16 protein-coding genes are annotated in these 23,542 nt (G+C 43.7%); 9 read left to right on the top strand and 7 right to left on the bottom strand.

The genetic code is table 11. The features are described from left to right. Window positions 1-164: 164 nt before the first annotated feature. The 4 genes from ACDG22_RS06825 (at window position 165) to ACDG22_RS06810 (ending at window position 7,850) form a co-directional block, all read left to right on the top strand. Window positions 165-4,199 (top strand): response regulator, encoded by a 4,035-nt coding sequence (locus ACDG22_RS06825; protein WP_178269933.1) that lies wholly within the window; start codon window positions 165-167, stop codon window positions 4,197-4,199. A 126-nt stretch (window positions 4,200-4,325) separates the two neighbouring features. Next, window positions 4,326-6,701, top strand: coding sequence for a TonB-dependent receptor (locus ACDG22_RS06820; protein WP_204461885.1), 2,376 nt, complete (start codon window positions 4,326-4,328; stop codon window positions 6,699-6,701). A gap of 242 nt (window positions 6,702-6,943) precedes the next feature. After that, window positions 6,944-7,450: a flavodoxin FldA gene (fldA, locus tag ACDG22_RS06815; RefSeq protein WP_178269935.1), complete on the top strand. Its 507-nt coding sequence runs from the start codon at window positions 6,944-6,946 to the stop codon at window positions 7,448-7,450. Between the two features lie 37 nt (window positions 7,451-7,487). Next, window positions 7,488-7,850, top strand: a complete 363-nt coding sequence (locus ACDG22_RS06810) for a DUF2023 family protein (RefSeq protein WP_007570183.1) — start codon at window positions 7,488-7,490, stop codon at window positions 7,848-7,850. 11 nt (window positions 7,851-7,861) lie between these two features. Here ACDG22_RS06810 and ACDG22_RS06805 read toward each other — a convergent pair whose 3' ends face one another. From ACDG22_RS06805 to metA, 3 genes are read right to left on the bottom strand one after another with little or no spacing between them, the layout of a single operon-like run. Continuing rightward, window positions 7,862-8,818 carry a hypothetical protein gene (locus ACDG22_RS06805; RefSeq protein WP_007570182.1) on the bottom strand — a complete coding sequence of 319 codons (957 nt, stop codon included), beginning with the start codon at window positions 8,816-8,818 and terminating at the stop codon, window positions 7,862-7,864. Then, on the bottom strand, window positions 8,805-10,634 hold the full coding sequence (locus ACDG22_RS06800; RefSeq protein ID WP_022125574.1) for a peptidase U32 family protein: 1,830 nt from the start codon (window positions 10,632-10,634) through the stop codon (window positions 8,805-8,807). Before ACDG22_RS06800 ends, ACDG22_RS06805 begins: the two co-directional genes overlap by 14 nt. Beyond that, window positions 10,634-11,557, bottom strand: coding sequence for a homoserine O-acetyltransferase MetA (metA, locus tag ACDG22_RS06795; protein WP_007570177.1), 924 nt, complete (start codon window positions 11,555-11,557; stop codon window positions 10,634-10,636). Before metA ends, ACDG22_RS06800 begins: the two co-directional genes overlap by 1 nt. 344 nt (window positions 11,558-11,901) lie before the next feature. Between metA and ACDG22_RS06790 the strand changes: the two genes are divergently transcribed. Continuing rightward, complete coding sequence (locus tag ACDG22_RS06790) at window positions 11,902-12,333, top strand: hypothetical protein (RefSeq protein ID WP_178269937.1); 432 nt, start codon at window positions 11,902-11,904, stop codon at window positions 12,331-12,333. Here ACDG22_RS06790 and ACDG22_RS06785 read toward each other — a convergent pair. Continuing rightward, complete coding sequence (locus ACDG22_RS06785; RefSeq protein ID WP_007571179.1) at window positions 12,330-13,547, bottom strand: transposase; 1,218 nt, start codon at window positions 13,545-13,547, stop codon at window positions 12,330-12,332. The two genes, ACDG22_RS06790 and ACDG22_RS06785, sit on opposite strands and share 4 nt — an antisense overlap. A 660-nt stretch (window positions 13,548-14,207) precedes the next feature. Between ACDG22_RS06785 and ACDG22_RS06780 the strand changes: the two genes are divergently transcribed. The 4 genes from ACDG22_RS06780 (at window position 14,208) to tnpC (ending at window position 18,614) form a co-directional block, all read left to right on the top strand. Then, the gene (locus ACDG22_RS06780; protein ID WP_004295325.1) at window positions 14,208-15,554 is read left to right on the top strand and encodes an IS1380-like element IS616 family transposase; all 1,347 of its coding nucleotides are present in this window, start codon (window positions 14,208-14,210) and stop codon (window positions 15,552-15,554) included. Window positions 15,555-16,031: 477 nt separating this feature from the next. Then, the gene (locus ACDG22_RS06775) at window positions 16,032-16,400 is read left to right on the top strand and encodes a hypothetical protein (RefSeq protein ID WP_227994625.1); all 369 of its coding nucleotides are present in this window, start codon (window positions 16,032-16,034) and stop codon (window positions 16,398-16,400) included. Window position 16,401: 1 nt separating this feature from the next. After that, the gene (gene tnpB / locus ACDG22_RS06770; protein WP_370858786.1) at window positions 16,402-16,746 is read left to right on the top strand and encodes an IS66 family insertion sequence element accessory protein TnpB; all 345 of its coding nucleotides are present in this window, start codon (window positions 16,402-16,404) and stop codon (window positions 16,744-16,746) included. An 86-nt stretch (window positions 16,747-16,832) separates the two neighbouring features. Then, entirely contained in the window at window positions 16,833-18,614 is a 1,782-nt protein-coding gene (tnpC, locus tag ACDG22_RS06765; RefSeq protein WP_227994627.1) for an IS66 family transposase, read from the top strand. A gap of 340 nt (window positions 18,615-18,954) precedes the next feature. Here the strand turns inward: tnpC and ACDG22_RS06760 are convergent, their stop codons facing one another. The 3 genes from ACDG22_RS06760 to ACDG22_RS06750 form a co-directional block, all read right to left on the bottom strand. After that, a complete protein-coding gene (locus tag ACDG22_RS06760; protein ID WP_007570169.1) occupies window positions 18,955-19,143 on the bottom strand; it encodes a DUF6722 family protein in 189 nt (62 codons plus the stop codon). An 84-nt stretch (window positions 19,144-19,227) separates the two neighbouring features. Further along, the gene (locus tag ACDG22_RS06755) at window positions 19,228-20,403 is read right to left on the bottom strand and encodes a TolC family protein (protein WP_007570167.1); all 1,176 of its coding nucleotides are present in this window, start codon (window positions 20,401-20,403) and stop codon (window positions 19,228-19,230) included. A gap of 2 nt (window positions 20,404-20,405) precedes the next feature. Further along, a complete protein-coding gene (locus tag ACDG22_RS06750) occupies window positions 20,406-23,510 on the bottom strand; it encodes an efflux RND transporter permease subunit (protein ID WP_178270081.1) in 3,105 nt (1,034 codons plus the stop codon). Between the last annotated feature and the right edge of the window lie 32 nt (window positions 23,511-23,542).

Genomic DNA, 23,542 nt, shown 5'->3' with positions numbered 1-23,542 from the left:
AAAATTTGATTTTCTTTTTCTTGCAATTTTTTATGTTATCTGACAAAACAAAATACATAAAGCACTAATTATCAACGCAATAAACACAAAATAAATTTCCGCATACGAACTGATATTTTTTTTCATTTTTTTAAGTTCTATCTTTGTAATATAAAATAATACCTATGAAAAAGCTTGTACAAACTTACATTTATATCATTCTATTGGGAGTATGCGCGTCATGTACTTCCCATAACAATCGATTGGTCAGATTATCAGCGACCAACCTTTTCCCGACTCTTTCTTCCGAAGATGTAACTGCTTTCGTCATGGATGAAAACGGATATATGTGGATTGGCACATCGAACGGACTGAATTTGTTCGACGGAAAAAATTACCGTCAATATATGTATATGCCGGGCGATTCTTCTAGCCTGATGGACAACTATATAAATTTTCTTTTCAAAGACCAGCGCAAAAGAATATGGATAGGAACAAATAGCGGTGTTTGCCAATACGCAGGCGCGGACCGGTTTAAAACAGTTGCCATCCCACAGGAATACAGAAAAATCAACCAAATCCTGGAGAACAGCGAGAAAGAAATATTTTTCGTGACAGAAACAGGAGTCTTATCGTATAATGAACAAAAGAACAAGTGCGAAGGAATCTTCACCTATTCATCATCCAGCAGAACCCGAAGTATCTTTTTTATTGATAATGAAAACCGCTTCTGGCAGGTAACGACCGATTCTATCTACTGCTATACCGACAGTCTCAATAAAATATTCTCCTGCTCAAATCCTGCCGCAAAAAATGTGGTGAACGCTGTCATGGACAATAATTGCATTTGGAGTGCCGGAGGAAACGGACTATTAAAGCTCGACCTTGCCACTCTAAAAACAACGGTCATACAAGATTCGGCATATTTCAACCAAGCTGATATCGTACCCCGGAATATCATTGCGTACAATCATAAGATATGGCTCATAGCCAAAAAGAACATCTACTCGTACAATGAATCTACCAACGAATTTCTGAATGAGAAAAAAATGACTACTGTCATTTTCAAACACTTTTCCTCACTCATCTCGGCATGGTACGCAGACAGCCAGAACAATCTCTGGTTCGGATTCCCCAACGGGGGGTATACCAATCTGAAACGGCTATCGAACGATGCCGCCCTGCATCATCAGCCATTGACAGAAAAACTGAACAATACTTCCATCCGTGCTTTGTCGGCCGAAGGCAATATGATATGGGGGCTTCAAGACAACAACAATGTTTTCTCTTACGATATTTCAACAAAAAAATTTCTACAGTTCAAAGGGGAGGAAGATATAGAAGGGATCTTCACACGAAGATTCCAACACAAAATAAACGACATATATTGTGTCAAAAACCACATATGGCTAGCTTCAAACTCCCGCCTGATGTGCTACAGCTATAAAAATGAGGCACTCTATCTGAAAAAGGTATTCCGTTTTGGAATAACAAACACATTCCTCGGTAGTACCTGTACAGACAATGAAGGAAATATATACGCAATCACGAACGACAACCGGATGTTAAAATTTTCTCCAGACGGCAGCCAAACGGAATCTGTCGCACTCAACTTTCCATTTTATGAGCGAGAGAGCGCCATTCTTTACTTAGAGCCGGAAATGATACTTGTCTGCACCAACAATTTACAACTGGCTACATGTACCTTTCCCGACGGTAACATAAAGCCTATCCGAACAAGAATACCGAATGACATAAAAGGAATCACCCCTATCTGTATGCTGGAGGACAAGCAAAGCAATATCTGGATAGGAACCAACAAGGGACTGTATGTAATGCGCATGGACTCCCAAACATTAACGCACATAGACGCTGTGCCAGATACCTATATCAGCAGCATAGTAGAAAATGGAAGCCAGGGATTATGGATCGGTACGCATCGAGGAATAGCAGAATATACACAGCAGGACAACAGAGTGACCTTCTATCCTACCACCATCAACTCACAAGATAAATATAGAGTCATATTCAACAAAAACAGCGCCGCCATCATGCAAGACTCTATTTATATCTTCGGGCATACCAAAGGATGTACGGTCTTTACAGCATCGGCAATGGAAAAGAGTGCACTGCCTACTGTTCATCTGGAAAAAATTCTGATCAACAAAGGTAACCAAAGCAAGGGTATCGACTTTCTGAACACTCCAGCTGAGTCAGTACGGTTAAACTATAAGGACAATGACATAACCATCAGTTTCGGAGCTGTATGCTACTCTGTTGCCCCACAATATTCCTGCTATTACAAAATGGAGGGATTCGATTCGGAATGGATTGAAAGCAATGAAAACAACCAAGCTATTTATTCTAATCTGCCGGCCGGCAGCTATACATTCAAAGTAAAGCTAGCCCTACCCGGAAAAGAAAATATCTTCTCAGAACAGCAAATCCGGATTTCCGTCGACAAAGCTCCATGGCTCTCGACCCCTGCCATATTTTTATACATCATCATAATCATCGGAGCCATTATGTATATCAACCGTCTATATCTACACATCAAATCAGACCGTCTGGTCATGCAGATGCTCCAACGTGACAAAGAGCGGGAACACCTCACCAATGAAATGAATATGAACTTCTTTGCCAATATATCCCATGAATTCAGAAACCCGCTGACCATGATTTCCGGACCAATCATCATGTTGCAGAATGACAAGAAACTATCAACGGAGAGTCACCAGTTACTTCATATCGTTTTACGCAGCATCAACCAGATGCTGAAGCTGATAGACCAGATGCTGGACTTCAACAAACTGGAAAGCGACGCCCTGAAAATGCAAGTAAGCAAACACGACATCGCCAATGAGATAGGCGACCTTGTAAAAATCTTCAGTGCAAGCACCGTTCAAAAAAATATTAAGGTGGAATATGCCGGAATGCAAACGTCTTTATTTGTATGGCTCGACAAAGACAAACTATCCAAAATACTCAGCAATCTGTTTACAAACGCCTTCAAGCATACTCCACAAAATGGCTGTATCAAGATAGGACTGGACTGCATCGACTATAAACAGGCCATTTCCATCATCGAAAATCTGCCCGAATATCAGAAATATATCCATATTTATGTGCAGGACAGCGGAAAAGGCATTCCCGAAGAACAGCTTAACGACATTTTCAAAAGATATTATCAGGCTGACAACAAATCCGGATTAAAATATGCCAACTGGGGCACTGGCATCGGACTGTACTATGTAAAGCGACTGGTCGAACTGCACCATGGAAATGTGAAAGCCCAAAACGTAGAGAACGACACGCAATGTACAGGAGCTATATTCCATGTACTACTTCCTGCTGACGAAAAAGCTTATGAGAAAGACGCCAGGATATCTGTCGAGAAAAACAATTTCGATGATATTTATTCGGAAACCCAATCATATATACCAATGAACGCAACTGTAGTAACGGATCCGTCAAAGCCTCACATGCTGATTGTTGACGATGACATACAAGCATCGGTGTACCTCAGAATGCTGTTCGAAAAAGAATATAATGTGACCAATAAATACGATGCCGAATCTGCTATAGCCGCCTTAGATAATTTAGAACCTGATATCATTTTGTCGGATGTTGTCATGAACGACATGTCAGGATACGAGTTTTGCAAAAAATTGAAGGCAAGTCAGCTTTATTGTCACATCCCGGTCATTCTGATTACAGCAAAATCGCAAATAGGAGAACAAGTAGAAGGGCTGAATATAGGGGCCAGTGGATATGTTACAAAACCATTTAATCCCGAATATCTGAAAGCGCTGGTTAAATCGCTCTTGCAGAACAGAGATAACATACGTTCCTTGCTGTTGTCATCATCGAAGCATTCACAAACAGTGACAAGCGCCCTATCTGCACAAGATATGACCTTCATGAATAATCTCTACCAACTAATGGATACGATGATGTCACAGGATAACCTAAACTTCAACCTCATAGCAGAAAAATTATGTATGAGCCGTTCCAAATTCAATTATAAACTAAAAGGGTTGACGGGAGAAACACCTATACACTTCTTCCTTAAGTATAAGCTCAACAAAGCGGCAGAACTGCTAAAAAGCGGAAAGTACAACGTTTCCGAAGTAGCAGACATCACCGGATTCGGAACCGTATCTCATTTTTCGGTAAGCTTCAAGAAATACTTTGGCGTAACCCCCAGCGAATACAAATAAAGAAACAGGTATTTTTTGAAAAAAGAACAGATAATTTCCTCCACATAATCCTCATAAATTAGGATTGCCGGATAAAGAGAATTGACGTTACTTTGCAACCGAATTACAAAAAACCACTAGACAGATATGAAACGTACAATTCTCGCTTCGCTGGCAGCAGCCGTGACAACAACCGTTTTTGCTGCCCCGACTGATACAGACAATGCATTGGTCAAAGATACAACTAAAGTGATAGACATCGAGGAAGTAGTTGTCATCGCTACTCCGAAGGAAAATAACCGTCTGCGCCAGCAGGCCATTTCGTCAACATCGCTTTCGCAAAATGAAATGCGTAACAACTCGGTGACCTCGGTCAAAGCGTTGTCGGGACTTGTACCCAATCTGTTCATCCCTGATTACGGCTCGAAGTTGACAACTTCGGTATATGTACGCGGTATCGGTTCGCGCATCAATACCCCAGCCGTAGGTCTGTATGTCGACAATATCCCATTCATCGACAAGTCGGCATTCGACTTCAACTACTCTGACATCGAACGAATAGACGTAATGCGTGGTCCGCAGGGAACACTGTACGGACGAAATACGATGGGGGGACTGATTCGTGTATTCACCAAATCACCTTTCACTTATCAGGGAACAGATATCCGTCTCAGCGCAGCTACATACAATGACTATAAGGCTTCTCTTACTCACTATCACCGTATTTCTTCACAGTTTGCGTTTTCTACGGGATTCTTCTACGAACACAAGGGAGGTTTCTTCAAGAACAACTTCAACAACAAGCGCATTGATACAGACGATGAGTTCGGAGGACGTTTCCGCGCCATTTATCTGCCTTCGGAAAATCTGAAGCTGGACTTCACGCTGAATTATGAATATACCAATCAGGGAGGATATCCATACGAATATACCGGACGTACCGATGACAAGACAGAAGACCGCGGTGAATATATCGGAAAAATATCTTATAACCGTGAATGTGGCTACAAGCGTAACCTGCTGAACGGTGGATTGAATCTGGAACATCAGGCAGACAACTTTATTCTGAGCAGTGTGACTGGTTTCCAGTATCTGTATGACCAGATGAATCTGGATCAGGATTTTACGGAAGCTGACATTTATACCATCATGCAGAAGCAGAACTCCAAGACTATCAGTGAAGAACTGGTGCTGAAATCGAAACCGGGCAATCGCTGGCAGTGGACTACGGGAGTGAGCGGATTCTACCAGTGGCTGAAAACCGACGGACCGGTTACTTTCCAGGAAGCTGGTATACAGAGTCTGATTGAAGACAATATCAATGCAGGGCTTTCTCATCTTCCTGCCGGAGCACCTACACTGGCAGCAAAGATTACCACACGTCCCTTGCCTGTTTCGGGAGTATTCGATACACCTATATTAAACGGAGCTATCTATCATCAGTCTACTATCAATGATGTGCTGGTAGAAGGACTGTCTGTTACAGCAGGACTTCGCCTGGACTACGAAAAGCTGAAACTGGATTATAACTCAGTATGCGACATGAACTTCGATTTCAGTGTATCGGCTCCTTTCCTTCCAACGGCGATTGTCAGACAACTGAATGCCAAGACACAGTTCATCGGAAAAGAATCGACCGACTACCTTCAACTGCTCCCCAAATTCACTATACAGTATGCATGGAACAGTAAGAACAATGTATATGCTACTGTCAGCAAAGGATATCGTTCGGGAGGATACAACATCCAGATGTTTTCCGACCTGATACAAAACAACATGCGAAGCGACATGATGAACGCCATCAAGCAGGACGAAGTACTCGGAAAGTTCGCAGGTATGATGCCTGACGTACCAGCCTCTGATGTAAACGTATCGGATGCAACACTTTATAAACCTGAATATTCATGGAACTATGAAGTTGGTTCACACACCACTTGGTTTGATGACAGACTGCAAGCCGACGTCGCTCTCTTCTACATGGATACTCACGACCAGCAAATCTCACGTTTTGCCGAAAGCGGACTGGGACGTATCACGGTCAATGCAGGAAAGAGCCGCAGTCTGGGAGCTGAAGCTTCCCTGCGTGCACAGGTGACTGATGCTTTCAGCCTGAACGGAAGCTACGGATATACATACGCTACCTTTACCGATTACGTAGTGAGCGATGAAGAAAACTATAACGGCAACTATGTGCCTTTCGTTCCCAAACATACATTTAATGCAGGAGCACAGTATGTGTTCGGTCTGCGTAACGGAGCTATATTCGACAACATTACTGTAAATGCCAACTACAAGGCTGCCGGACGTATCTACTGGACAGAACAGAACAATGCCAGTCAAGCACTGTACGGCACACTCAACGGACGTGTAAGTTTCAACAAAGGCAACGGACAGCTGGCTTTCTGGATAAATAACGCACTCAACACCGACTATCAGGCGTTTTACTTCGAAACCATGAACAGAGGCTTTGCACAGAAAGGTCGTCCGCTTCAGGTAGGTGTGGATATCCGCTGCCGCTTCTAAACTAAGGATTAAACAGAAGTTTTTTATTTTCTAACCGATATTTTATTAGTAAGGCTTTCTCAAACATAGAAAAAAATGAGAAAGCCTTGCTTTTTATATTTTCATACCAGCTATTACCTTCCGCCTATATTCACACTGTATTCCTCCTTGGAAATGCGCGCAAAATCATTATTTTTAGGTATTTCAAAACTCCTCCATACACCGTTACTTTGCAATGTCAAATCAACTAAAAGTATAAAGCAATGAAAAAAACTGGTGTATTTTACGGTTCTACAACAGGCACAACCGAGTCTGTTGCACGTACGATAGCAGAGAAGCTTGGCATTCCTTCAAGCGATGTATACAATGTAAGCAAAATGACTGCCGATGTAGCAGGAAGTTATGAAGCACTGATTTTGGGAACTTCTACCTGGGGCGACGGTGAATTGCAGGACGACTGGTACGACGGCATCAAGGTTTTAAAAGGAATGGACCTCTCCGGCAAGACGGTTGCCCTGTTCGGATGCGGTGATTCTGAATCTTACTCCGATACGTTCTGCGACGGCATGGGTATCTTGTTCGAAGACTTGAAAAACAGTGGCTGCCGCTTCATTGGTGCCGTTCCGGATGCAGACTATACATACAGCTCTTCCATTGCTGTAACTGATAGTAATTTCGTGGGACTCGCCATCGACGACATCAACGAAAGCGACAAGACCGACGAACGTGTAACGGCCTGGACTGAAAAATTAAAGACTGAACTGGGCTGAAAGCCTTGAATACAAACGTCACTAAAACCTAATCTCCATGACAGCTCCTGATATAAATCCCGTAGAACTGAAAGTTTTTCTAAACCACATCTACGAATACAAGAAAGGTGTACGCCAGATGGTGCTCTACACCACCAACCGAAAATACGAAGCATTCGCCGTAAACCGACTGAAAAGCCAGCGCATTAAGTTTGTGATTCAACCGGTAGATGAGGAACGTATCAACCTGTTTTTTGGTAAGGCAGAATGTATCAATGCTATCCGGCTGATGGTAACCCGCCCTTTAAATCTGCTTACGCCCGAAGAAGACTTTATTCTGGGAGCTATGCTGGGATATGATATTTGTGCACAATGCAAGCGTTACTGTACCCGCAAGGCACGCAGAAGCGTATCAAACTAAAATCATTTTTCCTATTCATTCAGTGCACCACAATGCGGACAAATCCCTTTTGTCCGCATTTTTGCTCCACACGCACCACAGGCGTACGGATATTTGTCCGATTTCTTTAAACGCTCGATACACCACACCGCATATACTGCCAGGCAGATGTATGCCGCATATACCCAGATGCAGGTAAAGAAGATATATAAGAAAATACAATACGAAGCCAGTCCCAGCAAATAGAAGAAAGCCGTTTCAAGCTTTACCTGATGGAAAAGGTCATCGAGCATAGCCACTCCAAAAAGCAAAATCATCCCTACACATACGATGAACAGTCCGAGAATAAAAGGAACTTCAAAAGGATTCAGTGTAGGATCATAATAATAATGCTCCCACGTTTCGGGAACGAAATGCTGAATACTGTTATATACGGTAGCCGCCACAGCCAGTAGAAATGACAGGATAATAGGAAATACACTGTCGATATCATTCAGACCTATCAGCTTAATCTGTTTCCTCTGTACTGCCCGATAGACAAACCATAGAAAGAATACGGCCAGCACCAGAAAGAAAGGCAAGGTATGCGAACTGCTGAACAAATGAATAAACTGCGAAATAGGATCGATCGGTACGATATTCTCCAGCAGCTTATGTTCCTGAATCCAGCCGATAGTTTCCTGGTCACGCGCGACCTTTACCCATACCGAATCGACTGAATCCTGAGGATGTACATCAAACTCCGCCACCACAAGCTGGTTCCCTTTCACAACGGGAATAGTATCCATAAACGGCAACTGATGAAGCCACAAAGTATCAGCCTCAACTTCAAAATTGCTGCTCAGTGCATAGGCACGCTTGTGTAAGGCCTCCGGAACTGAATCTGTCTTATTCTCTGAAGTCCCGTCTGCCGGCAGATCCGGATGATAATAACAAGCCACAAGCCCTACCAGCAACAGGAGAATCAATATGTACTTACTCTTCTGCATATACTTTCATCTGACACAGCTTACAGTCGAACTGTAAACGGAAACGTTTGCCATCGCTGCTCACCAAGAAATACGGTTCACGATAAGGAGAACGCACCTTATGATGTACCGGACACCAGCCCATGCTATAACGCAGACAATGCTTGCAGAACATCAGCACAGCCTTTTCGGGTGCTTCTTTCTCGAATGCCGGTGCAATACGACGTACCCCATGGTCATGATAGAAAGCAGCAGCAGCCCCATTCATGACATTTCCCAGATACGTCAGTTCCTGAGCCGGAAAAGCATGATGAGTTTCAGGCACACGCCATACTTCCCGCGGATAATTGATACGGCGGGCTTCCAGCAGTTTTTCTACTGCGCGTCGGCGTAAGTCTGACAGTTCGGATGAAGGAATAAACCAGTTGTCCGATAAAACGATTTCCACACTTTCCGCCTCGAACGGTGTATTTCCCAGCTTACTCAACTGATTCTTCAGGTTCTCCAGCTGAGGAGTACGAGCCAGTTCCTTCTCTCTAGGCATAGCCAGGCTGATACGGTTATCATCCTCATCAGTAACCGACAGGGTAAATCCGAAATTATTTTCTTCAAGTCTCAGCGTAACGGCAATTTTCCGTTCGGCCGACTTTTTCTGCATCACCCGCTCAAACTCCTGATCGAAGTTACGGTAAAGTCTGGTTTTAGGTTTCACACGAGGCATTTCCTGCGGATAGAGCTTGTTGCCGTCTACCCGGTTCACACGGAATCCGCACAACTTACCCCGCTCGTCAAGATAGCATAATCCATCGCCATTGCTGAACGACTTCACTCCCGCTACCGTCAGGTAATTGCCACGAATCTCTTTTACTGTTCCTACCTCTTCTCCCAGTGACTTCGGCGTATCGAACGAGAAAATTCCCGGATTACGCCCGTGAACAAAATAGTCGGTAAAGCCACGGCTGAAGCTCTTGTCCAGCTGCGGACGGAAAGCAAGCTTCACTGTACCCGACGAGGCACGTATGTACTCCTTACGACGTTTCAGAATGGCATCCAGTTTCTGACGATAATAAGCCGTCACATTCTTTACATACGAAACATCCTTCAGACGTCCTTCTATCTTGAGCGAAGAAGCACCAGCATCAAGCAAAGCCTCCAGATTCTCACTCTGGTTCATATCCTTAAGCGACAGCAAGTGTTTGTTTCGCGCAATGACTTTTCCATCGGCATCTACCATATCGAAACCTAAGCGACAGAACTGCGCACACTCTCCACGGTTGGCACTGCGGCCGAAGCATGCCTGACTGACATAGCACTGTCCGCTGTAGCTCACACACAATGCACCATGCACAAAAACCTCGAGCAACGTATCGGGACAGGCAGCATGAATTTTGGCAATCTCATCGAGCGTCAGTTCCCGAGCCAGCACCACCTGACGGAAACCGACATCAGCCAGAAACTTCACCTTCTGTACCGTACGGTTGTCCATCTGCGTACTGGCATGCAACGGAATAGGCGGCAGATTGAGCCGTGTTATTCCCATATCCTGAATAATCAGTGCATCTACACCGGCACGATATAAATCCCAGATCATCGCCTCGGTATCTTTCAGTTCCTCATCACGCAGGATCGTATTTACTGTAACGTAGATGCGAGCATTGTACACATGCGCATGCTGCACCAGTGCAGCAATGTCTTCCAGCGAATTGCCGGCTGCCGCACGCGCCCCGAAACGGGGAGCACCGATATATACCGCATCGGCACCGTGATTAATAGCCTCGATGCCGCACTCCAGATTCTTTGCCGGAGCCAAAAGTTCTATAGGACGTTGTCTGATCATTATTTAATCTGATTAATATCGTATGGAGTTTCCTGATATACATAATAGTTCAGCCAGTTGGAGAACAGCAGGTTTGCCGTACTCCGCCAGCGAACCAGCGGACCCTTTTCAAGATCATTATCGCGATAATAATTCTTCGGCATGTCGATAGGCAGACCTTTTCCCAGATCACGGCGATATTCTGTATCGAGGGTATAAGGAGAATATTCCGAATGTCCGGTCACGTAAAACTCACGTCCGCCACGAGCCATAACGATATGTACCCCCGAATCGTCCGACTCGGAAATAATAGTCAGCCCAGGATGTTTCTCGATATCCGCACGGCGTACCTCCGTATGGCGGCTGTGAGGCACGAAGAACACATCATCGAAACCACGGAAGATAGGCAGCTTGCTCATACCCTCGCAGATATGATGCTCGAAGATACCGAACATCTTCTTGTCGAGCGGATACTTGGGGATACCATAGTGATGATACAGTCCTGCCTGTGCTGCCCAGCAGATATAAAGTGTAGAAGTGACATGTGTACGTGTCCAGTTGAAGATATCCTGAATCTCGTCCCAATAGTTCACATCCTCAAATTCGAGATGCTCCACCGGTGCACCCGTAATAATCATTCCGTCGAACTTTTCATTCCGCATACATTCGAAATCGCGATAAAACGCCTTCATATGTTCGATAGGCGTATTCTTCGAAGTATGACTTTTCAGTTTCATGAAGCTGACCTCAATCTGTAGCGGTGAGTTAGACAACAGACGAATCAAGTCAGTTTCAGTAGTTATTTTTATCGGCATCAAATTGAGGATAACAATTTTCAGCGGACGGATATCCTGCGTACTGGCGCGTGAATTGTCGATGACGAAAATATTTTCCTCCTTCAGTATATCGATAGCCGGAAGTTTGTCTGGTAAATTAAGTGGCATTTCTTTATCCGTTAATTAGTTGCAAGTGCAAAATTAGGAAATAAAAATAAAATCTCCCTTATTCTTCCACCGGAAAGACTAAGTGAGAGAACAGATTATTTGAACATTACAGAGCTATCCGGACACTTTCTCTCTGTCTCAACAATAACCACCGATTACAATCATGCCACAATTACACTTTCTCCGTAACACAAACGAACGCTCACAAGCTTGCATATATTAAAAAATTTTACGAATATTGCATATAAGTTTGCCGATAACCTAATCTATAAGTCTAAACTTAAAAAAACCATTAACCTAAGTATCTATACAGCTACTTATATAATATTTAAACATAAAAGGGTATGAAAAAAATAAAATCATTCTATTATGAGATTGTAATTGCAAATATTTATTTGCTGGATATAAACAAACGAGAATATGATGAAAGCAGTGTTTACGATGGAATTTGGGTAACTTTACAGACATTTGTTGTATATACTGTCATAAGTTTTATCTTTATTCTTATACGCATCTTTGGTACTCTGCAAAATCCGTTAGCAACTGGCATAGGAGTTGTTATTTTGTGTCAAATAGCGGTTCATTTAATTATGAAAAAGCTTAAGAAAAGTAGTTATGTTCAGATAGTCCACGAAGAATATTTAAAAATGAATGTAGAAGAAAGAAAAAAACATTATAAGCGTGGATTATGGAAAGTAATACCTATATTCTTTTATCCTATTATAATTATTGCGTTCTTAAAGCTTAATAGTTCGTTAAAAATTCGCCAAGCCTAAGCGGCTCTGGCAGTAAATAAAATGAGTTCTTTGAAAAGTTTGTCAATAACTTGCATGTCTGGGTTAATCCCGAACACGCAAATAAATCGTTCAAGCATATAAGCATTGTGTATGAATGACTTGCAAGAGGATATGGAATAGGCTATTCCGAGCCTCTTACATGCCGCTTTGGCCAAGTTGACAGCTGCGAGCGATGCATTGAAGTGAAAATCCAACTTCCTGAAGTCGGTTGACTGGCAGTTGGTGATTCCTGCATGCTGCTTGCCATCTCTAAAGCAAAATTCCAGTTGGAACCTGGTTCTGTAATAATCCAGCACCTCACGTCCATCCATGGAATCGTCTGTAGAGAAGTAAAGCTGCCACTTGTCTGTCCTCCCGTCCATCGGATACCAGACGGCTAAGGAAACATACCTTTTGAGAGCTTTTGCATATACCCTCAATCCGTATAGCTTTCCTTTGTTCACCTCGTATTCCTTGCACCGGGTCAAATCCAGATTGGCAAAGTCAATCCTGCCGTCAAACCACTTGGGATGACCACGTTTTCCTGTTTTCTGCTCCAATGTCGGATAGTACAGGATTACGTCATTCCGAAAGCGGCTGATGACATGGAAATCGTTCTCACACATAGGTGTTATGAATGTTTCCTTGGAAAAGAATGCGTCTGCAACCACCGTTCTGGACAGGCTCTGTAGCTTGTCTTTTCTACTGATAAGATAGCTGCTGTACCAGTCAACGAGGCTCTTGTCCATATTATCCAAGGTCTTACAATCCGGCGTCTGAATGGAACCTAAAGTCATGCATTCATGATTGTCGATGTCAATGACACCGATGCCCATGATTTCCAGTCCACGCTTGTATTCTCCTGCACAACCAGACCAGAAGTAACCTATCCAAGGTGTCTTCTTGCCTGATTTGGGAATATAGGAAGGATCGATGGCGATGGCTTTTCTTTTGCCTGTGAGATGCTTGCTGATGATAGAGCCGTTGAACGCAAACCAGTCGAAAGTTTCATGCTCAAAAAGGTTACGATAAGTCTGTTCTGAGAAACAGCCATATCTGCCCAATTGGAGGAAGTTTATACGATCCGGGATGGCCATGAATAATTTCATGGTGTCCATGAACGTTTTTTCAAAAGGTTTTTGTATATTCGCTACTGATTTGAGAGCCGACAGGCACTCGGATTGGTATTGCATAAGGAGTGTTTCTTTAGTCATAATCAGAAGAGTTGAGAGACTTCTAATTTACTAAAAAACCAGCGAATTATGCAATACTTTTTTACCTTTATTATCAGCAGGTTAGCACATTTTTTTCAGCACATTTCTTCATGCTTAACCATTCGTTTTAGACAACATTTCAATGACCTCTTTAGTGTTTCCGAACCGACTTTTGCCGGTTTTATTGTTTAACTTTTAATTTTTCGGTAAAAATTTACCGAAGTATTGTAAAGCTGATAACTGTAATCTTTTAAGTTGACTCTTTCAGCTGTAACTGTTTATAAATAAGTACCTATGAAAGCAATACAAAACTGCTTACAGAAAATAGTTATCTATAAAATATATTCTTTAGAAAAGCAAAAAATGGAATATAATGACAATGAAGTATATAACCACATAGGAGTAGGTTTTTTGATTGTATTCTCATATATAGTAATTATATTGCTTTTTTTATCCGTACGATTATTTAATGAATTGAGAAACAATTCCACACTTATTGTTTGCGTTACAATATTATGTTTTTCGGCTAAGTATTTTTTCGTAAAACACTTAACCTGAATAATTCATAGTCTCCACAAAAAAGAGAACGCCCTTCTTGTATATTTGCAAGAAAAGCATTAACTTTAAGGTGTTAAAAATAAACTTAATACCGGCGTTCTCATGTGCAAAGATACAACAAATAACGGAGTCAGTCAAGAGAAAAATCTTTTTTCTTTTCAAGACGTGCTTCCTGACAGGAAAATTCAGGTCGATTTCAATGCCCCGGACATCTCGTCCAATGGAGGACTGGTGCTTGTCGGTCTAATGAAAGACAGCATAGCGCGAAAGATAGCGCGCCTAATTCCGGATTATCGAAATCAACTTTTCGTACAGCATTCCTACGAAGAGATGGTCTGCCAGCGTGTCGGACAGATAATGTGCGGCTACGAGGATGCCAACGACTGCGACCGCCTGCGCCACGACAGTGCCCTTAAGATGAGCGTGGGCCGCAAGGCATCGGATCCCGGCCTGTGCTCACAACCGACGATGACACGGCTTGAGAATCATATTGACAAAAGGACCTTATGGAAAATAGCAGAACTGTTTGTCAAGGACTACATCTCATCCTTCGACAAAGCTCCGCGTAAGATTATTCTTGACGTTGACGATACAAATGCCAACACATACGGGGCGCAGCAGCTGTCGCTGTTCAATGATTACTATGACGAATACTGCTACATGCCGATGGTTATTTTCGACGGTATGAACGGCAAGCTGATACTTCCTCTACTGAGACCGGGACGACGCAACAAGTCGCTGAACATCTTCGGTATACTGCGCAGAGTCATTGAATACATCCATAAGGAATGGCCTCACACAATAATAGAACTCCGCGGGGACAGTCATTTCTGCAGCCATGAGTTTATGGACTGGGTCAAGACACATCTTTATGTGAGATTTATCACAGGGCTGTCGGGCAATCCTGCGCTTATGAAGAAAATCGACAAGCAATTGCGCCGTGCCAAGGGGGATTTCGAACTTCACCATGAGGATGTACGCCGTTACTACAGCTTTGAGTACAAAGCCAAATCATGGAAATACAGACAGAGGGTGATTGCAAAAATCGAAGTCTCCGACAAGGGTGTAAACGTCCGCTTCATAGTCACAAGCAACCGTAACAACAAGCCCGAGACAGTATATCGACGTTACTGTAAGCGCGGCACAATGGAGCTATGGATAAAAGACCTGAAGTATTTTCGAGCCGACAGGATGTCGTGCAGTTCTTTCAGAGCCAATATGTTCCGGCTGTTTCTATATGGCGCGGCATATGTGACCGCATACCGTCTCAGGTCGAAGGCTTTCTCCAATACAGAGGTCGGCGCCTTCACGATGGACAGCTTCATGAAGCGGATTATGCTGAGTGCCGTCTTCATAGTCGAAAAAAAGACTTTTATAAGGTTCAGCTTTTCCCCACACCATCGACACCTTGAAGCTTTGTCGCAAGCCTTGACGAGACTCTCTGCCTGACAAGTGGAATAATCTGAAATCAACCTGAGTCCGATTCTGTAATCGGACTTATAAGTCATATCCGCTCCATAAAAATGGACGTGATAATCAGACCTGAGCATGCCGAAATCAAGGCTTCGGACAGGATTATAACTCTACATCAAGCGGTCATTCGATGATAGACATTAGTTGGAGGCTTCAGATTGTCCCCATATCTGTTTTGATAACCTGAAATGAATCCACTATGAATAATGTAGGTTAAAACAAAAAAATATGTTCAGGCAATTCACGAAGAATATTTACAAATGGATTTAAAGAAAAGAAAGGAAAACTATAAAATTGGATTATATTACGTTGTATTTGTTATTTTATTTCCTCTATTCAGCATACTGATCATGGAATTAATGACTATCATTATTGTAACCATTCTATTTTCCGCCTTGACACGCATGTTCCCTAAACCTACCTTTGCGCCGTAACCCTTAAACAACAATGATTATGGCAAAAGAAAAAGTAAACTACCAGGAGGTATATGACCTCTATCAGTTATGCAGTGAGACCAAGGATCTTCGTGAGTTCTGTGCGGATTATGGAGTAAATTACGACAAGTTCATGAACTGGCAGCGTCATCAGCTATGGAGCGAAAAGTTAGGCAAGACAGTTCAGGTTGAGCAACCCAAGGTTGCCAAAGTCCGGATAACCGGCAAGCCTTGCAACAGTCCAACCGTAAAGTTGGAGGTGAAACAACCTGAAGGTGAATCTCCTATAAGATGGGTTAAGCTGCAATTGACATCAGGTGCCACACTGTTCCTGAGAAACACCACAGTTCTTGACTTGAGCCTGTTGCTTAATAAAATGATAGGATGATATGCTTGGACTGAGTGCTAACCTGAACTATTACCTGTTTAACGGTAATGTGGATTTGCGGAAAGGAATCTTCCGCCTGTGTGAGAGTATAAGGGAAGAGATGTCACTTGACCCGAGCGATGCATCCAATGTATATATGTTCATGTCCAGGAACCGGAAGGTCGTTAAGATACTTCATTATGAACGCGGATTTTATGTGCTTTACGAGAAACGTCCTGTCATGGGAAAGTTCAAGAAACCTGTGTTTGATGAAGTTTCCAAATGCTACCGGATACAATGGTCGGACATGACCTATCTTACTGAAAGTATAGTAGTTGACAAGATGTACGTCAGTCCGAAAGATTAATATTAATACATTGATTATCAACAAAATGATACAAAATAAACGATAAAGAGTTTGCGTAACTGCCTGATTTTTCGTACCTTTATATCATGATTGATGAAAGGGCATACGAGTTACTTTGCTGCCAGCTGGGTCTGGCGAATGAGGAAAAGGCAGGGCTTCGCAAACAAGTAAACGAACTGATTGCGAGGCTTAAGGCTATTGAAGAATCAAACAAAGAGAACTCCAAGGCTCTGGTTGATACAATCAATGACCTCAAAGAATCCCTCGAAAAGCAATCGAGTACGGTTGAACATTACAGGAAAGAGATGGAACTTATGAGAAAGCAGCTTGAGGCAAAAGACGAGGTGAACATGATGCTGGCAAATGAGATATCCAATCTCAGGCTTCAGCTTGAGGGCAGCAGGAAACACCGTTTCGGCCGTACCTCAGAGCAAAGAAGGCTGCTGAACAACCGTAACATCGACAAGTCTGCAATGGAGAAGTCCGAGTACGACGGTTCTGGCAAGAAAGGTGATGATGATAATAAGACCGATGGTAACGGTACCGGCAGCAATACCTCTTCCGGTAACGTACCTGCACAGAACTGCAGGCCTTCAAGGAAAAAGGAAACTGCTCCCCGTGCAGCAAAGACCAGGCTGAAGGTGGATAAGGTAATTGTTCATGAAATAGAAGACTATTACCAACTCCCGGATGGTGCAAGGCTTATGAAGCGTAACGGAATGGCTGATGTGTGGGAATACAGGTTTATAGAACATGTGCGTGCTCATAACGTGGAGCATGTGTACAAGGTGGCAAGGGTAAAGCTTGCAGACGGCACTTTCACTAACACGATGGAGCATCCCTTGAAAAACCTTGGAGGAATCTTTTCCCCTGATTTGCTTGCCCGTCTGCTTTGTCTGAAATATGACTTCAGTATGCCTGAGAACAGACAGATAAGACTGCTTGCAAGAGAAGGCATCCACATAAGCAATACCACGCTGAACGGCTATATCCATAACGGAATCTCCAGGCTTAGGGAGTTTATGGAAGATGTCTTCAAGGAGTTTGTACAACAGGCAAAATACCTTATGGTTGACGAGACGACCGAGCTTGTCGGAGTTGAAACACCGGAAGGCAAGGCTTACAGGAGAAAGTATTTATGGGCTTTTTTTGCAAAGCATGTCAAGTTGGTTTACTATCATTACAATAACGGCAGCAGAGCCTCTGATGTAGCAAAGACCTTCCTTGAACATTTTATGGGATCTGTATCTACAGACGGATATACGGTTTACAGGATGTTCGACGGAGAAGACTCAAAGGTGCTTCATATAGGATGCTGGACACACTGCAGGAGGCTGTGGGTCGATGCCTTGCCATCAGACAGAACTGCGATGGATATAATAGACCCTATCGGTGATATGTTCAGAAATGAAGACTTGTTCCGCACAATGAAACTCAGCGGTGAGCAGATTAAGGAAAAAAGACTTAAGCTTACGAGACCTATTCTTGAACGTATCCATCATAAGGTGGTCATGATGATGCAGGATACCAAACTCATGGCAAACGAACTGATGAGAAAGGCTGTGAACTATACGATAAACCAGTGGAAATCCCTGAAAAATATCCTCAAGGACGGTTCTGCGGAAATATCGAACAACCTCTGTGAGCAAAGGATGAAACCTGTAAAGCTGCTGCTCAAGAACTGTATGAACATAGGCAGTGAGGATGCAGCAGGAAACTCGGCATTCATCTTTTCTCTGATAGAAAGCTGCAAGCTTAATGATATAGCCCCTCAGGATTACCTGAAGCACTTGTTTGAATGTATTCTTCATGGTAAGGACTGCGACAAGAAGGTCCTTCTGCCATGTTTTTATAAATCGGAATGTTAAAACTAAACTATTTTCTTGCGGACATTTTTATTTTATCGGCTGAAAAACAGCCGATAAAATTGTCGTGGCGGAAAATAGAATGGTTACATCATTATTTAAGAAGATCCTTTACTTTAACAGAATCAATACAACCATTCACAAAAAAAGAAAAGCCACTGGAAATATACGTCTCCAATAGCTTTTCTAACTTTATAAACTCAGGTAGTTCGAACCAATGTGTGTTACAAACTATCCTTTATTATTATTTTTCAATGCTTCTTTCTTGTCTTGATGATTAAAGTAAATCACACCGACAATAGCTATAACCGACACAAGTACTGACATGATAATTGCTCCCATATCATTCTCCTTCCTTTTTTTCTTCTCTTACAAGCCATAAGCCTGAAAGTAGTGTTAATACTATGGCAATAGACACAACAAAGTAAATTATCCAAGAGTCCTTTATGTCGTTGAAAACAGAGGACAACAAAACCGCTGTCGTCAAATACTTGGCTATATCCATCAGCCATTTACCTAATTCTTTCTTCATATTTGCAAAGATACAAAACAACTCTTAATCCGACAATATCTTCTGTTACCAATAGCAACTTTCAGAGAACAAATTATAGCCATTTTACAACCGATTTTTGTAAATGCTTGCCATCAGCTTCTGGTACTGATTCTCCAGTTCCATGTAAGCCTGCAAGTTACGATATACGTTGTCGGCTTCCGTATAGTAATCGATGATGGAAAGTTGTCCTGCGGTAACGGCTTCTTTCAGCATGTCCAGCGTTTGATGCATCAGCTCCACGTCGTATGCCTGCATGGCGGTAGTCAACTGCTGCATTTCGTTGAACTGGCTCTGGACCTGAGCCTCTGCCTGCAAGCGGGCATTATCCAACTGATACTGGGCACTGATAGCTTGTGCACGGGCTATCTGGTGCTTCTTCCTATTCGAAAAGATCGGTAAACTTCCTCCGATAAGGAAACCGTTGCTCTTTTCATCGAGTGAAGTGTTTCGACGATAGCCTATTTCCAGTTTCGGCAACCAGCTCTGACGACTTACACTGATGTTCTTCTCGGCAGCACGCGCAGCGGCATCAGCAGCCAGCAGCGTAGCATCGGTAGCCATCACCTCATCGTACAAGGCGTTATAGTCTTTCAGCGCTTCCACCTGCGGATAATCGCGTGAGGTAAAGTCCATCGGAAGATTGCCGTTCATGGCAAGCAACTGCTGCAAGGCGGTACGATGAGCCGCATTGTTCAGCGAAACTTCTGTCTGCACACTCATCCGTTCCATCTTGATTTTATTGACTTCCAGTATGCCGGCATCCCCTTCTTCCAGCCGTTTTTCGAACAAGGCAAGCAGTTCGTCGGCATTCTTTTTCCGTTCTTCCAGCAGACCTTGCTGTTTATTCAGCATTACAAGATCCAAGCAGAGATTCTTTGCATTCAGCAGTATATCGCGACGGGTAGCCTCATACTGACGGTGAAGGGCTTCACGCTGCAACTTTCCCGAACGGCTGCGTGCCGCATACAAGGTGGGAAAATCGAATCCCTGTGTCACGACCAGTTCCGAACTCGACATACCGGTAATACCTTTGGTATAAAACGGACTATATTCTACCGAAGGATCTTCCAGGTTATTCTGCGTCTGGACTTCCAATTGTGCAGCTCGTGTAGCATGTTGCTGTGACTGCAATTCTTTATTATTCTGTTCTATCTGACGGAGCACCTCATCGATGCTCTGTGCCTGCATGCCTGCCGTAAAAAACAGACATGCAGCCAATGTAATATAGGTATGTTTCATAATTACTGTTTATTAGCATCTGACTTCTTGCGGTTCATCAGTTCGTACACAATAGGGATGACAAAAGCATTGAGGAAAGTTGAGGTAAGCAAACCTCCCAGGATAACCTTTGCCATCGGACTCTGGATTTCGTTGCCGGGCAGACCTCCACGCAAAGCAAGAGGTATCAATGCCAGAGCAGACGACAAAGCGGTCATCAGAATCGGATTCAGACGGTCGAGAGAACCTCGAAGGATACTTTCGCGCAATCCCATTCCTTGTTCATCACGCAACGCATTGTAATGGCTGATAAGCAGCATACCGTTACGGGTAGCAATACCGAATAATGATATAAATCCGATGATTGCCGGAATACTGACTTCACCTGTAGTGCACAGCAAGGCAAATACACCGCCTATCAGGGCAAGTGGCAGGTTCAGCAAAATCACGCCACTCTGTGAAGCATTGCGGAACTGCATGTATAGCAACAGGAAGATGACCACAATACTCATCAGGGAAGTAAGCAATAAGGTACGACTGGCGGCCTGTTCACTTTCAAACTGTCCGCCGTATTCGATGTGATAACCTTCGGGCAACTGTATCTTTTCGTTCACCCGTGTCTGGATATCGTTTACTACACTGCGCAGGTCACGTCCGCTGGTATTTGCCGAAATGACAATCTTACGCTTTACGTTCTCACGGTTAATGGTATTCGGTCCCATAGACGATTCCACGCGCGCCACGTAGCTCAACGGTATCTTGCGTCCCTGAGCATCGTCTATCATCAGGTCTTTGATACGTTCCATCGAGCCACGGTTATCTTCCGCTGCACGTACCACAAGGTTGAAGGATTTTCCTTTTTCGTATACCTGAGAAACAACTTCTCCGGCCATGTTTACCGTAACAAATTCATTGAACTGTGCCAGTGAAATGCCATACTTGGCAAGCATTTCCCGGCGAGGTATAATTTTCAGTTCCGGACGCTCAATCTGTTGTTCCACATTCAAGTCAGCAATACCTTCCACATCGCTTACAGCCTCTTTTATCTGATTACCCAAAGAGAACATCTTGTTCAAGTCATCACCGAAAAGCTTGATAGCGATATTTGCCTGCGTACCACTCAGCATGGCATCAATACGGTGACTGATAGGCTGACCGATTTCGATATTTGCCCCAGTCAGCACCGACAATTTATGACGAACCTCTTCGAGTACTTCCTGATGGGAACGACCGTCCAGTTCGAACGGAGCTTCTATTTCCGAAACGTTTACACCCAATGCATGCTCGTCGAGTTCGGCACGTCCTGTCTTGCGTGCTACGGTCTTTATTTCGGGAATGGTAAGCAGCAGTTCCTCTGCCTGACGACCAATCTTATCAGACTCTTCCAGTGAGATACCGGGAAGAGAGCTTACATTGATGGTGAACGAACCTTCGTTGAATGGTGGCAAGAAACTGTGCCCCAACGTAAAGAACGCTCCCAGTGCCACGATAAACAAGGCTATAGTACCACCCAGCACCGTCCGCTTATGTTCCAGTGCCCAGAGCAGTCCGCGTTCGTAATGCTTTTTCATCCATACGGCAACAAAAGCCTCTTTGGGCAACCCGTTTTTCTTGAAATCTCCTCCCAGCAGATAGCTGCACAGTACAGGAGTAAGTGTCAGCGCTACAACTGTTGAAGCGAATAATGAAACGATGAACGCGATGCCCAGCGGAACCAGCATTCTGCCTTCCATACCACTCAAGAAGAACAGAGGTACGAAACTCACTACGATAATCAGGGTTGAGTTAAGGATGGGCATACGCACTTCACGCGAAGCATGGAATACGACATCCAATACGGGTTTACGTTCGCCGGCAGGAAGCATACGGTTTTCACGCAGGTGCTTCCATACGTTCTCCACATCGACTATGGCATCGTCTACCAGCGAACCGATGGCAATGGCCATACCTCCCAGACTCATGGTATTGATACTGAGTCCCATATAGTTAAGTACCAGAATAGCTACCACCAGCGATAAGGGAAGTGTAACCAGCGAAATGATGGTAGTACGTGTGTTGGCAAGGAAAAGGAAAAGTACGATAACCACAAAGATAGCTCCTTCATAAAGAGATTCCTGTACATTGCCAATAGAGCTTTCGATGAAACGTGACTGACGGAAGATATCGGTAGAAACCTTTACATCTGCCGGAAGATTCTTTTGTAAGTCTTTCAAAGCAGCTTCCAGTTTTTCCGTCAGCTCGATAGTTCCTGTATTCGGCTGTTTGGTAACAGTTATCAGTACGGCAGGTTTACCTTTTTCCGAAGCAAGTCCCAGTTTAGGCTGCTGGGCTCCTACCTGTACGTCGGCAATATCTTCCAGTGTGACCGGAGCACCGTCGACTGTCTTTACAACCGAACGTGCCATCTGGCGTACATTATCCGTAGAAACGACTCCACGCACGATGTATTCGTTGCCATATTCATAAATTACTCCTCCGTTGGTATTCTGATTCATGCCACGAGTTACTGCCATGACTTCTCCCAATGTCACACCGTAGTGCTTCATACGCTCGGGATGCAGCAGTATCTGGTATTCTTTAATGTCACCTCCCAACACGGCAACCTGAGCAACTCCTCCGGTAGACAGCAAACGCGGACGGATAGTCCAGTCGGCAAGTGTACGTAAATCGAGCATAGAGGTACTGTCGGCAGTCAGTCCCACAATCAGCAACTCACCTAAAATAGATGACTGTGGACCGAGTGTAGGATTGCCCACATTATCGGGTAAATCCTCACCTACCGTTGCCAGTTTTTCAGATACAATCTGACGTGCCAGGTAAATGTCCGTATCCCAATCGAACTCTACCCATACTACAGAAAATCCCGTTGTCGACGATGAGCGTACACGACGTACTCCCGTAGCACCATTCACTGCCGTTTCGATAGGGAACGTAACCAACTGTTCCACTTCTTCGGCAGCCATGCCTCCCGCTTCCGTCATTACGACTACGGTAGGTGCATTCAAGTCGGGAAACACATCCACTTCGGTATGAAATGCCGTATAGGTTCCTCCTATCAGCAATAATATCGAAGCCACCAGAACCAGCAAGCGGTTCTGTAATGAAAAATGTATGATTTTATTCAGCATAATATTCTATAATGATATACGTGTCTGTAACA

It is taken from the genome of Phocaeicola coprocola (assembly GCF_041333015.1).
Lineage (GTDB): Bacteria > Bacteroidota > Bacteroidia > Bacteroidales > Bacteroidaceae > Phocaeicola > Phocaeicola coprocola.
This window is presented reverse-complemented; position numbering and strand designations above follow the sequence as displayed.